The organism is Pedobacter frigidisoli (genome assembly GCF_032678525.1).
Taxonomy (GTDB): domain Bacteria; phylum Bacteroidota; class Bacteroidia; order Sphingobacteriales; family Sphingobacteriaceae; genus Pedobacter; species Pedobacter frigidisoli_A.
The window spans coordinates 294,277-307,484 of record NZ_JAVTSE010000003.1 but is presented as its reverse complement, the minus strand read 5'-3'; the positions used below and the strand labels follow the sequence as shown (position 1 = coordinate 307,484).

Annotated in this window: 9 protein-coding genes; 5 read left to right on the top strand and 4 right to left on the bottom strand. The window is 43.2% G+C overall.

Annotated elements, in window-relative coordinates; all coding sequences use genetic code 11:
• Positions 1–123 precede the first annotated feature (123 nt).
• A complete protein-coding gene (locus R2Q80_RS10360; RefSeq protein ID WP_316799529.1) occupies positions 124–2,328 on the top strand; it encodes a radical SAM protein in 2,205 nt (734 codons plus the stop codon).
• Here R2Q80_RS10360 and R2Q80_RS10355 read toward each other — a convergent pair.
• The gene (locus tag R2Q80_RS10355; protein ID WP_316799528.1) at positions 2,314–3,201 is read right to left on the bottom strand and encodes a hypothetical protein; all 888 of its coding nucleotides are present in this window, start codon (positions 3,199–3,201) and stop codon (positions 2,314–2,316) included. The two genes, R2Q80_RS10360 and R2Q80_RS10355, sit on opposite strands and share 15 nt — an antisense overlap.
• 359 nt (positions 3,202–3,560) lie before the next feature.
• Between R2Q80_RS10355 and mnmE the strand changes: the two genes are divergently transcribed.
• Positions 3,561–4,919 carry a tRNA uridine-5-carboxymethylaminomethyl(34) synthesis GTPase MnmE gene (gene mnmE, locus R2Q80_RS10350; protein WP_316799527.1) on the top strand — a complete coding sequence of 453 codons (1,359 nt, stop codon included), beginning with the start codon at positions 3,561–3,563 and terminating at the stop codon, positions 4,917–4,919.
• A gap of 312 nt (positions 4,920–5,231) precedes the next feature.
• Here the strand turns inward: mnmE and R2Q80_RS10345 are convergent, their stop codons facing one another.
• The 3 genes from R2Q80_RS10345 to R2Q80_RS10335 form a co-directional block, all read right to left on the bottom strand.
• Positions 5,232–6,305, bottom strand: a complete 1,074-nt coding sequence (locus tag R2Q80_RS10345) for an ATP-binding protein (protein ID WP_316799526.1) — start codon at positions 6,303–6,305, stop codon at positions 5,232–5,234.
• A gap of 131 nt (positions 6,306–6,436) precedes the next feature.
• The gene (locus R2Q80_RS10340) at positions 6,437–6,820 is read right to left on the bottom strand and encodes a LytR/AlgR family response regulator transcription factor (protein WP_316799525.1); all 384 of its coding nucleotides are present in this window, start codon (positions 6,818–6,820) and stop codon (positions 6,437–6,439) included.
• A 215-nt stretch (positions 6,821–7,035) separates the two neighbouring features.
• Positions 7,036–8,130, bottom strand: coding sequence for an AI-2E family transporter (locus tag R2Q80_RS10335; protein WP_316799524.1), 1,095 nt, complete (start codon positions 8,128–8,130; stop codon positions 7,036–7,038).
• 166 nt (positions 8,131–8,296) lie between these two features.
• On the opposite strand from R2Q80_RS10335, the gene R2Q80_RS10330 reads away from it, so the two are divergent.
• The 3 genes from R2Q80_RS10330 to R2Q80_RS10320 all read left to right on the top strand — a co-directional run bounded on the left by R2Q80_RS10330 (position 8,297) and on the right by R2Q80_RS10320 (position 13,154).
• Positions 8,297–10,096 (top strand): ATP-binding protein, encoded by a 1,800-nt coding sequence (locus R2Q80_RS10330; protein WP_316799523.1) that lies wholly within the window; start codon positions 8,297–8,299, stop codon positions 10,094–10,096.
• Between the two features lie 105 nt (positions 10,097–10,201).
• On the top strand, positions 10,202–12,778 hold the full coding sequence (locus R2Q80_RS10325; protein WP_316799522.1) for an MASE3 domain-containing protein: 2,577 nt from the start codon (positions 10,202–10,204) through the stop codon (positions 12,776–12,778).
• A gap of 133 nt (positions 12,779–12,911) precedes the next feature.
• Complete coding sequence (locus R2Q80_RS10320) at positions 12,912–13,154, top strand: hypothetical protein (protein WP_316799521.1); 243 nt, start codon at positions 12,912–12,914, stop codon at positions 13,152–13,154.
• Positions 13,155–13,208: the final 54 nt, after the last annotated feature.

Genomic DNA, 13,208 nt, shown 5'->3' with positions numbered 1-13,208 from the left:
CGTTTCAATTGGGTATTTAGTTTGTATTGCGCCCAAATGCAGGTTATACAGATCCGAAGCTTACACACCTATGGTTAAATATGTCTTAAAATTCACTTACTTTTGCATTAAAACCATTTCCTTTTGAAAACAGAAATCTTTGCCATTACGCCGCCTTTTACACAACTGAATACTCCCTATCCGGCAACGGCGTATATCAAAGGGTTCCTGAATACCAGGAACATTTCCTGTACACAGGCCGATCTAGGTATCGAAGTGATTCTGGAGCTGTTTTCAAAAAAAGGACTTACTGATTTGTTTGAATATTCAATACAAAATAATCAGCAAACTAAAAGTGCAAACGCTAAACGCATATTTGCCTTGCGGGATGAATACCTTAAAACCATAGATGTTGTCATTTCATTTCTCCAGGGGAAAAACCCAACACTGGCCCTGCAGATATGTGGTGACGATTTCCTGCCACAGGCTTCGCGTTTTGCACAGCTTGAAGAACTAGATTGGGCCTTTGGAGCAATGGGCACCCAGGATAAAGCCAAACATCTGGCCACCCTGTACCTCGAAGATATTTCTGACTATATTGTGGAATGTATCGACGATAACTTTGGGTTTAGCCGTTATGCTGAACGCCTGGGCAGAAGTGCCAACTCCTTTGATGAGTTGTATCGCGCGCTGCAGCAAGCGCCAACCTATATCGATCATCTCCTTATCACGCTGTTAAAGGCTAAGATCGAAGCCGTTCAACCAAAGTTGTTTCTGATTTCAGTGCCTTTTCCCGGGAATCTTTATAGTGCCTTTCGCTGTGCCCAATGGGTAAAAACTCATCACCCTGAAATTAAAGTTTCCATGGGCGGAGGCTTTCCGAATACCGAACTGCGGTCTTTATCTGATAAAAGGGTATTTGAATTCTTTGACTATATTACCCTGGATGATGGCGAATTACCACTCGACCTGCTGATCCAGAACATCCAGGGAACCATCCCTGCCGAAATGCTGATGTATAAGCGGACTTTTTTACTGGAGCATGGGGAAGTGGTCTACAAAAATGATTCGTTCCGAAAGGATTATAAACAGGCAGATGTAGGCACTCCGGATTATTCAGACCTGTTGCTCGACAGCTATATTTCAGTCATTGAAATTGTAAATCCCATGCACCGGATGTGGAGCGATGGCCGGTGGAACAAGCTGACCATGGCGCATGGTTGTTATTGGGGCAAATGTACCTTCTGCGATATTTCACTTGATTACATCAAAGTTTATGAACCTGTACAGGCTAAACAGATTGTCGACCGCATGGAAGATCTTTACGACAAGACGGGACAAAACGGTTTTCACTTTGTTGATGAAGCTGCACCTCCGGCTTTAATGAGGGAAGTGGCTCTGGAAATTATCAGGAGGAAACTGGCAGTAACCTGGTGGACGAACATTCGTTTTGAAAAAAGCTTCACGGCAGACTTATGCCTGCTTTTAAAAGCGTCAGGCTGTATAGCGGTTTCTGGCGGACTTGAAGTGGCTTCTGATCGTTTGCTTAAACTGATTGATAAAGGAGTTACTGTTGAGCAGGTTGCAAGAGTTACCCGAAATTTTACTGCAGCTGGTGTGATGGTGCATGCTTACCTGATGTATGGCTATCCTACGCAAACGATACAAGAAACAATAGATAGCCTGGAAATGGTAAGGCAGCTGTTTGAAGCCGGTATTTTACAGTCGGGCTTCTGGCACCAGTTCGCTATGACTGCACACAGCCCCGTTGGTATGTATCCTGAAAGGTTTGGGGTAGTAAAAGAAACCGAACAAATTGGTACTTTCGCTAACAACGACATCAACTACATTGACAAAACGGGTATCGACCACAATAAATTCAGCTATGGATTAAAAAAATCTCTTTTCAACTTCATGCATGGCATTTGTTTCGATTATGAGTTGCAGGATTGGTTCGATTTTAAAATACCAAGAACTAAAATTCCTCGTGACTTTATTGAACGTGCATTAAATGATGAAAATCAGTTTAACACTAAGCCTACGGCAAAAGTAGTCTGGATAGGGGGACAACCCGATGCAGAATTTTTTACCAAATCCAAAAAAGGAAATACCTGGGAAATGGCATCATTAACTTTCCATGATAAACGTGAAAGTTTCACCATTCAAACCAGCAGAGAGGAGGGCGAATGGCTGACCGCAATTCTTGATAAAATTCACATCTCTAATGACAAAGTTTATACTTTCGCAGAAGTAAAAGCAGCCTTTGAAACTGAAATGGAAAACTTCGAGCTATTCTGGTATGCTAAACCAATCAATACTTTAAGGGAATCTGGTTTATTGGTGCTTTAAATTAGAGAGATTTGCATTTACAGCCCTGATTTGGCTGGCATGGTCTTCATATAAATTTTGTAGTTTCTGAAAAGATTTTTGGGCGTATTCTCTGGTGAAATAGCGGTGTACTTTAGCATTGTAAGGTTCCATCAGCAGAAACTGAGTCAGTATCAGTGCGATGAAAAATGGGTAGTGCGCCAGGATACTGTGTGAAACTTCCTGTGGTTTTAATAATGGAATGCCCATTTTCAGCGTTAAAAAATCAATGATCAATGGAATCACCAATATCGGAATGAGTGCGGCAAGGCGTGTTTTTAAATGGAGGCCTTTTTCGTAATCGGTAATTTCTGCGAGGTCGTGCCGGCGCAGCGATTGCAACTCAAGTAACTTTTCGTCCTTGTCGTGCTCCAGTTTTGATAAGGTTTTACCATGCTTTACATCTATTGAACTCACGTAATCAGATAATTCTGTTTCGGCTTCGTTCAATTTCTCCTGTTCAGCAACTATTGATTCCTGTTCAGCAATCAGCTTATCCATCAGCATTAAATCTTCTGGAATGCCGTGACTTAGTTTTTGCTCAACAGAATTAATACGGGCATCTATTTGCTTAAACTGTTTCCGAAGAGAGGTAAATTTATCCTGACAAATTTGCTTTTCTTTATCATAGCCCTGTTTTAAGCGGTCGATATCATACTGATACTGCTTGCTGATTAGCGCTTCATCATTAAGTGCCAGTCGGGAGTATAATGTTTTCAATTCCAGCAATAACAATGTTCCGGGCTTTGCGGGCGCTGAAAGTGTGTTGCGAAAGTTATCAATATCGGAATCTGTTAGCGGATATGAATGCATCTGTGTCAAATAATTGCCTAAATTAATTAGAAAAACCTGCATTGAGTATGTTTTGCCTGATCTTAAATTCAACATTTAGCTATATATGCTGTCTAAACGCGTAGAACGTGCTGATAATAAGTGCGATTAGTATCTTCATCAAATGTTCATAATGTGCAACTACCTTTACATCGTAAGGCTTGAGCACCTTACAGCAACCCCAGTGGTTGAGAGCGGTTAATTTAGATAAGGGCAATCATTCAGACGGTTGCCCTTTTTTCGTTGTGCTTAAACCCGATATTAAGGCTGGGATATTTGTTCTAAAGTCTGCTTAGGCGCATGCCTGATGGTGTGTGATAAAAAATTACTTTTGCTTCACCGTAAATCATCCGATAAGCTGTATTTTTGACGTTTTATATCGCATGAATAATCAAGATACCATTGTTGCTTTATCAACTCCGCAGGGATCGGGTGCTATAGGCGTGATCCGCTTATCAGGTCCCGATGCTATTACTTTAACCAACAGCATCTTCGCGGGTAAAGACCTGTCTGCTCAGGCCAGTCATACTTTACACTTTGGTTTAGTTAAAGATGGTGAACATATTGTTGATGAAGTGGTTGCCGGGTTATTCGTTGCGCCAAAGTCGTATACAAAAGAGCATGTAGTTGAGATATCCTGTCATGGATCTAATTACATCATTCAGCAAATTATAAGTTTATTAATCAGCAAAGGTGCGCGTGCAGCAAAACCCGGAGAATTCACTTTGAGGGCGTTTTTAAATGGTGCCTTTGATTTGAGTCAGGCTGAAGCGGTGGCTGATTTAATTGCTTCCAATTCAAAAGCCTCGCACGATGTGGCCATGCAGCAAATGCGTGGAGGCTTTGCCAATGAACTAAAAGCCCTGCGTGAGCAGCTGATTCATTTTGCCTCCATGATTGAACTTGAACTTGATTTCGCAGAAGAGGATGTTGAGTTCGCAAACCGGGATCAATTGAAAAACTTAGTGATCAAAATTAATCATGTGCTGCGCCGGCTGATTTCTTCCTTCGAAATGGGGAACGTTATTAAAAATGGGGTACCTATTGTAATTGCCGGAAAGCCCAATGTTGGTAAATCCACTTTGTTAAATGCTTTGTTGAATGAAGAACGTGCAATTGTCTCAGATATAGCAGGTACTACCCGCGATACCATTGAAGATGAACTGACCATAGGGGGAGTGGTGTTTCGCTTTATCGATACTGCGGGCATTCGGGATACAGCTGATATTATCGAAGCACTTGGCGTGGAGCGCACCCTTGAAAAGATGAAACAGGCAAAGCTCATTATCTTTATGACCGATGCGGCTCAAAGCGTTTCGGAAATTGAAGAGCAGGTGAGGGGATTGGAACAGCTTGGTATTCCATACCTGGTAATTGTGAATAAGGCTGATCTCATTGCTGTCGATCAACGTAAGGCTTACGGAGCGCTAAATGCAGTATTTATCTCGGCCCGGGAAAAGCAGGGTATAGAAGAACTCAAAACAACCTTACTGGAGCAGGTTAACCTGCATCATATCAATACCAGTGAAACCTTGGTAACCAATATACGCCACGTTGAAGCGCTCAAGCAAACCGAAAATGCTCTCCAAAAGGTGTTGGAAAACGCAGATAATCCGGTAACTTCTGATTTCCTGGCAATGGATATCAAACAGGCCTTACATTACCTTGGGGAAATTACTGGTACCGTTACAACGGATGATTTGCTGGAAAATATCTTTACGAAGTTTTGTATCGGGAAATAAAGGCATTAAAACATCTTCAATTTACCTAGATTTAAGGGTATGGAAATCAGCGTTACCGATCCGGGTTGCGAAATGGTTTAATCACTATCCGACCCATCCCCAGGTTTTGTTCGACCAGCCTAGGAGGTATCCAGTTAACTCGCTTGGGTTTTCCTTGCACATTGCATGCACATTCCTTGCATATTGTTTGGGTAAAACCGAGGAAAACCCATTCAATACCCATTTAAACCCCGTTTTTCATGCGAAAATCCCCTTAAACCCACCGGGAAGGGTGATTTATTGTCCATCACAATTACAGCTTTCTTGCCTGTATCAATCCGAATGCTGAAGCGAAATGTAAAATGTTGTTCCTTCACCTTCAACAGAGTGAAACGAGATTTCTGCCTGATGCCAGTCCAAAATGGTCTTGATGGTTGACATTCCAAGTCCTACTGAAGGCTCACCTTTTAGTCCGCTTCTGCCGGCCGGGTTAAACTTTTTAAACAGGTTCTCGTGAAATTGCCTGGGGATGCCAATGCCCGTATCACTTACCGAGATGATTAACATCTTCCCGGATGTCTCCATACCAACTGTGATTCGTCCGCCATCAGGTGTAAATTTGAGTGAATTGGAAACCAGGTTATTGATTACCTGAATAAATTTACTTTCATCAACGTTTGCATAAATTTCTTCGCTTTCCACTTCGAAAGAGAAGTGGATGTTCATCATCATTTCACCGGTTTTATACTCTTCAAACAGCTGGTTCAGCTTTTCTACCAGGTTTACACGGCACCTGACGATTTCAACGCCTACACTCTCCAGAAACTCTTTCCTGATCAGATCCTGGATCATGGCAATTCCTTTCTTGGAGCTTCTGCTGATGAGGTTCAGCATCTTTTCCATCTGAAGGCTTTCTTCCAGCTGCTTTCGGGAGATCAGCATGTCTGACATCATCTGGATTACACCGAGCGGACCGGCGAGGTCGTGGCTTAATATGCTTAATGCAGCGTTTTTTTTATTGGCAAATTCCTGGAGGTAATCGAAATGTTTTTTCTCTATGGTTCGGTCTTCGATGTAAGCAATAGCCACTTTACTTCCATCGATCGTTTCAAATGCCAGGTTCATTCTTACAAATAAGGTTTGCTGGGCGATTTCAAATCGGAATTCGATGTCACTTTCCTGTTCTCCGGATTTGATAAGATTATAGTTTTGCTTTACATAACTATAGTCATCGGGATGGATCAGCGGCTTAAGTTCTTGTATACCTGTCGCATTTTCCAGCTGTCTGAAGAATTGTCGGAAGGCTGTATTGCGGTAAACGAAGTTTCCATCTGTTTCGTTAAAAACCACGCAAATGGCCGGATTGTTTTCCACCACCGCGGTGAGTACAGATACTGAATTGCTCATGTTCTGGAATTAGGGATGTGACGACAAAAGGAAGCGCTTGAACAGCGGAAGAAGACGAAAGGGATAGGGGAAAGTACGGTTAATTATTGGTGGAGGTGCAGAAAGATTTTCGATTGCCCGAAAAGATTGTGCTAATCTATAACCAACGGGAGCTGTCGGTTTCTCTTCAGAATCGCATTGACCGCTTCGATCAACCTGGAAAGGCTAAAAGGCTTGACGAGGTAATGATCGCCACCCACCTGAAAAGCATCGAGTGCAAACTCACTGTAGGAGGTGTGAAAGACCAGGTATTTTACAGAAGGGCGAATCACCCTGGCCAGGTCGATACCGGAAACTTCCATGCGAATATCCAGGAAGAGGAAGTCTATCTTCTGCCACTGGGGCCTGTCGCGTAAAACTTCGCGATGGTTTGAATAGCAACCTAAGAGATTAAATGTGGGAATGCTGGATACATACGCACTCATGATTTCCAGAAAATCCGGATCATCATCAATAATGATACAGCTATACTGCATTTCATTCATAGTTATATAGTCTGACGAGTTATGAGAAACAAGATTTACAATGGTGTTTTAACTATTGATGTAAGGGCTATGCGGGAAAACAGCCCTTCAATTGGTATGTATAGCTTCAGCTTCGTTAACGATATGCTGATAACCACCTGTAACAGTGCATTGTTTTACAATCTGTATTTTATTTCACAACCTGCGATTCTGATTTATTCAGAAAACTATGTTTTTGCGACAGCTACCCTTTTCCTGCGCATGCGTTTGATCTGGCCCATGTGCTCTGTAGGTACGGTATCTCCTAATAATTTGCCCCATGGTTTCAATCCGTCAATACGGTCGAATACGATTTTTAATACGGCTATAAATGGAATGGAAAGGAACATACCCGGCACGCCCCACAGTGCTGCGCCCAACAGTACAATAACAATGGATATTAATGCATTGATTTCTACTTTTGATGATACAATTCTGGGCACCAGTATATTGTTATCTATAAACTGAATGATTGCATAAGCAGCAATAATCAGTAACTGGGTCGTAAAGCCATCCTGTGTTAGCGTAACCATAAGTACCGGGAGGGCAATAGCAATGATGCCGCCGATGTAGGGTAGCAGATTGAGTATTGCGCCAATTACGCCGATCAGTATGGCATTGGGTACGCCCAATAACAATAACGATACGGAATTCATCACGGCAACAATTCCCGTTTCAATCAGGAGGCCTACAATGTAACTTTGGATAGCTGCTTTGGTTTCTGCCAGTATTTCGCCCACTTTGGCTTTGTTCTCTTCTGAAAATACTTCGTAAAGAAAGTTCAGGATCAGCATTTTATAAAACATGATGAGGAAAGTGTAAACCGGAATCAGGAACACTACACTCAATACACCCAGTACGCCGCTAAGGGTTTGCCCGATCATCGCTTTGCCGCTATTGGCTGCATCATTCAGCATCTGTACCTGTTTTTGGGTGGTAATGCCGAAGCTATGTTCCAGCCATTGTTGCAGGGTGTGCATCAATTCTACCAGTTTCTGTTTCATTGCATCCAGGTTATCGAAGAAGTGGGCAATTTGCGAGGAAAGGAAGTACATGAGTCCCATTAAAACCGCAAGTGCTATAAGCATGGACAGTCCGATGGCCAATGCCCGAGGCATGCGCCGCTCGAGCCTTACCGATAAAGGATTAAGCAGTATGGCAATGAGGGCAGAGAACGCCAGTGGTACCAGCACATCGCGTAATACACTTAAAATATAAACCGATATCACCAGGCCGAGTAAAATTACCGGGGCTTTGATATAGAAAGGATAGCTTTTGTTCATGAGATGAAATTGTGAAAGAGGAACAAGATTTTTCTGATAATGTTCTCTGATGAGGAAAGAATTTTAACCGATCATTAATGTCAGAATATAGACGTTTATTTTGATTCATTCCAAACAAAGCAGGTTGTATTCCGTTTGCAATGTGTAGTAAGCAGATATTGGATCAATGGAAAACACATTTGGGATAAACATTATCCCGGAAAATGATGAGCAGCGTATAAACGCCTTGCGGAGATATCAAATTCTCGAAACGCCTTCGGAGGAATCTTTTGATGATATTGCCAGACTGGCCACCGAGATTTTCGGTGTGCCGATTTCATTGATTTCACTGGTTGACCGGGATGAGGTTTATTTTAAAGCCAATGTGGGCATGGATAAAGCTAAACGCACTTCCCGTGGTGTAAGTTTATGCTCTCTTGCGGTACTCAACCCGGAAACCACCGTGTTTACCGACCCCTTGAATGAACCCTGCTTACTTACTAACCCTAATGTTATAGGTGACTTCGGACTAAAGTTTTATGCTGGTGCGCCAATTACTACCCACGATGGTTTCAGGATCGGGACCCTGTGTATTATTGATCAGGTGCAGCGGAGTTTTGATGAACGGGAGGATAAAATATTAAAACGCATGGCAAAGGTAGTGATGGCAGAAATAGAAATGCGACTCTCTGCCATTCAGGAAGTAAAAAAGCAGCTGGAAGTTAATGAGGAAGTAGAAGCGATGAACGAGGAGCTCAATGCCTCCAATGAAGAACTGGTTCGCAGCAAGCGCGAAATTGAATTGTTAAACCAGGAACTTACCGATATCAACACCACCATACTTGAAACCAATGAGGAGCTTTCCCTGGCTAATGCGGCTTTTAAAACCAGTCAGGAAGAGCTGATCCTGGCCAATGCCAAGCTGGCCGACAGCGAAGAACTGAAGGACCTGGCCATTGAGCAGGCTCAGCTTGGACTATGGTACATTGACGCCAATACGCGTGATATGATTTCCTCGCCCCGCTTAAAAGACTTTTTCGGCTATCCGCATTCTGCGAATCTGACTTTTGAAGCCGCCATGGAGCAAGTGAGGGAAGATTACCGGGAAAAGGTTTCCGAGGAAGTGGAAAACGCCATTCGTAACCACAAACCATACAATATTGAATACCCGATAATCAGTTTTAGCGATAAACGCCTGAGATGGGTAAAGGCTATGGGTAGGCTAAATCACGAAGACAAGGGGCGTAAGTCGTACTTGTCGGGCACAGTGATGGATATTACCGAGCAAAAAGAGGATGAACAGCGTAAAAATGATTTTATCAGCATGGTGAGCCATGAACTGAAAACCCCTTTAACTTCCATGGCTGGTTATGTTCAGCTGCTGGAGCGCATGCTTACAGCGAGCAATAATGTTGCTGGTGTAAAGATATTGCAAAGGGCAGCGAATCAAACCCGTAAAATGAATCAGATGGTTGATGGTTTTTTAAACTCCAAGCGTGCCGAAACCGGGAAGATTCCCCTCGACTTATCCAGCTTTGATATGGCTGATTTGCTGAGGGAGGCTGAGATGGAAAGTATGGCCACCATTTCGTCGCACCATGTTATTTTCGCTCCGGTTGAGCCTACGCAGGTGCATGCTGACCGGGAGAAGCTGGGTCAAGTCATTTCAAACCTGCTCACGAATGCGGTAAAATATTCTCCTGCGGGTTCTACAATCAATGTGGCCTGTATTCAGGAAGGTTTATTTGCCAAAGTTACGGTTAAAGATGAAGGTATGGGGGTAACACCCTTTGATCAGGAAAAGCTGTTCTCGCGTTTTCACCGGATAGAGCGTAAAGAGACAGAGAATATCAAAGGATTTGGGATTGGATTATACCTTTGCGCAGAAATTATCCGCCGGCATCACGGTGAAATTGGCGTAGAAAGTGGCGGTGTAAAGGGATCTGTTTTTCATTTTACGCTGCCCCTCCGCCAAATCGAATTATAGTTTTATTCCCCTAACGATTAGGAATATAACCATATAAGTTGTAAATAAAATAGAATTGGCTGAAGGTGCATTTGATGCGCCAAGGGATGGTGTAAATAATTATATTTGTCTTTTAATCCGATCCATTTGCCCGCTATTCGCTCATTCCTGAATCAATATTACCGCACTGTATTTGCGTTCATCTGTTTGGTGCTGGTGTTTTTCTATAGCAAGGCCTATAGTTATATGCTCTTCCATACACTCGTAGAGCTTTTTTCTATCGTGGTGGCTTTTGCAGTATTTATTGTGGCCTGGAACTCCAGGCGGATGCAGGATAACAAGTACCTGCATGTAGTTGGGCTTAGTTACCTGTTTATCGGCGCTCTGGATTTGTTCCATACCTTGACGTTTAAGGGCATGAATGTAATTCCGTCTTACGGCTATCAGGCTAACCAATTCTGGATTGCAACCAGGGCCATGGAAGCCGGTATATTTCTGGTGGGCTTTCTAATGATTAACCGGAAACGCAGGGTTAACAGCGATCAGCTGTTTCTGATTTACTCCGTGATCACGGTTTTAATAACAGCCAGCATTTTAGTCTGGAAGATATTTCCGGTTTGTTTTGTTGAAGGCCAGGGGCAAACACCGTTCAAAATTTATGCGGAATACACAGTAATTCTTGTTTTGATTATATCACTGGGGCTTTTATTTGTTCACCGAAATAAGTTTGACCAGAGAACGTTTCAATTGCTGGTGGGTTCCGTTTTCTTCGCTATACTAAGCGAATGTTGCTTCGCTACTTACACCAATAACTATGGTGTGCTCAATGAAATGGGTCATTATGGAAAGCTGGTCACCTTTTTCCTCATTTACAGGGCCAATGTGGAGATGTCTTTTGTCAACCCAATGGAGCAGTTGTTCCGCAATTTGAAAGCCAGTGAACTGGAATATAAAACCCTCGCAGAAAACCTTCCGGGCATCATCCTTCGTTTTGATGATAGGCTGAACTGTATCTATTCGAATCAGATTGCTTCCGGAGATCGTGTTTTATTTGAGGGAACAGCCGGCGAAATTCACCGCAGGATTGACGCTATGCTGAAGGTTGCTTTAAGGATGGGAATGACCCAAAACGGGGAGCTGGACATTGTTGTGGCAGGGGCCACTCGTGTTTATGCCTATCAGATTATCCCTGAAGTTTCAGCAAAGACTTCGCAAACTAATTTATTGGTGATCTGCCGGGATATTACTGCGAGCAGACGCGAGAAAGAATACCTTTCTTCACTACTGGATACCATTCCGCACCAGGTATGGACAGCGAAACCCGATGGCAGTATTGATTATGTGAATGATGTGGTATGCAGAGATTTCGGCAATTCAAGAGCGGAACTGCTCATGGATGGATGGCTGCAATATGTTCATCCGGATGATCTGGCTGAACTCAGTCACAAGTGGCAGTTTTCTCTCCAAAGCGGTGAGGCCTTTATGACCCAGTTTCGTTTAAAAATGGCCGATGGTATTTATCTATGGCATTTAGGCCGCGCAGTGCCTATTTTTGACGCGGGAAAAGTGAGTTTGTGGATTGGTACCAATACCAATATTGATGCACAAAAGAAAGGACAGGAGTTACGCGATGAATTTATTTCAGTTGCATCGCACGAACTTAAGACACCACTTACCAGTATAAAAGCGTTTAACCAGATGCTGGCCCGAACGAGTGATCTGGTGAAAATGCAATCTTACGTGCAGAAGGTGGATCAAAGCACTGGTAAACTTGAGCGGCTCATCAACGAAATGCTCGATGTAAGCCGGATCAACGCCGGTAAGCTGCAGTTTAATTATGCATCGTTCGATATTTCCCAGTTGCTTCAGGAATGTTGCGACACCATCCAACTGAGTACAGGTAGTCATCAATTGATATTCCGGTCTCCAGGTGTGGTCATCATCAACGGCGACCGGTTCCGTCTGGAACAGGTGATTAACAACCTGCTGAACAACGCCATTAAATATTCTCCCAAAGCCAGGGAAGTAGTTGTTAGCTGCAAAACGGATCAGGGGGGAGTGGTGGTGTCAGTAACTGATTTTGGTATCGGTATCGAGAGTCGCGAACTGGAGCAGCTTTTCGACCGCTATTACCGTTCGGATAACGCTGCAGAGCGTTTCGGTGGATTGGGCCTTGGTCTTTTTATCTCGTCAGAGATTATTAAGGGACATCATGGAACCTTCTGGATTGAGAGTGTAATCGGTGAAGGCAGCACCGTTTCTTTCAGGCTTCCCATGGAAGAGATAGAATTACCTTCCAGCCATCCTGAAAGCGGATTTGAATATCATGATGAACACCTCAGGATTTGGTGTAACCAGGAAAAGGGCTGGCTGGATGTGAACTGGACAGGCTATCAAAATGTGGAGACGGTGCAGAATGGCGGACTTCAAATGCTGAGCATTTTGAAAAAGTCAGGTTTTAAAAAGGTACTTAATGATAACCGAGAGGTTTTGGGTAACTGGTCTGAAGCGTCGGACTGGGCAGCTAAAGTGTGGTTTCCCATGATGATAGCTGCGGGGCTAAAAGACATGGCATGGGTATTTTCCCCAAGTATCTTTTCCCAGCTGGCTGCGCAGAAAAGCGTTGATGAATCTGACGGAGCAGCTAATGTGAACTTTTTCCATGACATGGATGAAGCGGTTAAATGGCTTGAAAGTCAATAGCTTTATCATCAGTTAACGATATTTCGTAAAATTGTTTATGATATAGATCAACAAACTGACTGGACAGGTTTGAGTATTTTGGTTTGTTGTGATAGATTTGTCACACTTACTAAACTAAATCATCCAAGTTATCATGCCAGTCTCTCATCACGGTAAATTCATCCGTGTTCAAAATACGTATATCCGTATTAGTCACATCATCACTATCAAACCGAAGGAGCTTGTCCATTACGACCAGGACGACCGGATTCTAGGTAAGGATTTCCCTGAAATCCATATTGAGACGAGTAAGGAATCTCTTGCTTTTTTATTTAAGGATTTTGAGGAGAGGGATAAGGCGCTGGTGGATGTGCTGGAGGTGTTGAGGGGGGAGTAGTGTTCCTGCGGAGGCTCTTTTCTTTTCCCTTGATGGAAAAGAAACAAAAGATCA

Excerpts from the sequence above, each read along its gene's own strand:
- R2Q80_RS10355 (WP_316799528.1), bottom strand. The coding sequence starts at position 3,201 with ATGCAGGTTTTTCTAATTAATTTAGGCAATTATTTGACACAGATGCAT.
- mnmE (WP_316799527.1), top strand. The coding sequence starts at position 3,561 with ATGAATAATCAAGATACCATTGTTGCTTTATCAACTCCGCAGGGATCG.
- R2Q80_RS10345 (WP_316799526.1), bottom strand. The coding sequence starts at position 6,305 with ATGAGCAATTCAGTATCTGTACTCACCGCGGTGGTGGAAAACAATCCG.
- R2Q80_RS10340 (WP_316799525.1), bottom strand. The coding sequence starts at position 6,820 with ATGCAGTATAGCTGTATCATTATTGATGATGATCCGGATTTTCTGGAA.
- R2Q80_RS10335 (WP_316799524.1), bottom strand. The coding sequence starts at position 8,130 with ATGAACAAAAGCTATCCTTTCTATATCAAAGCCCCGGTAATTTTACTC.
- R2Q80_RS10330 (WP_316799523.1), top strand. The coding sequence starts at position 8,297 with ATGGAAAACACATTTGGGATAAACATTATCCCGGAAAATGATGAGCAG.
- R2Q80_RS10320 (WP_316799521.1), top strand. The coding sequence starts at position 12,912 with ATGCCAGTCTCTCATCACGGTAAATTCATCCGTGTTCAAAATACGTAT.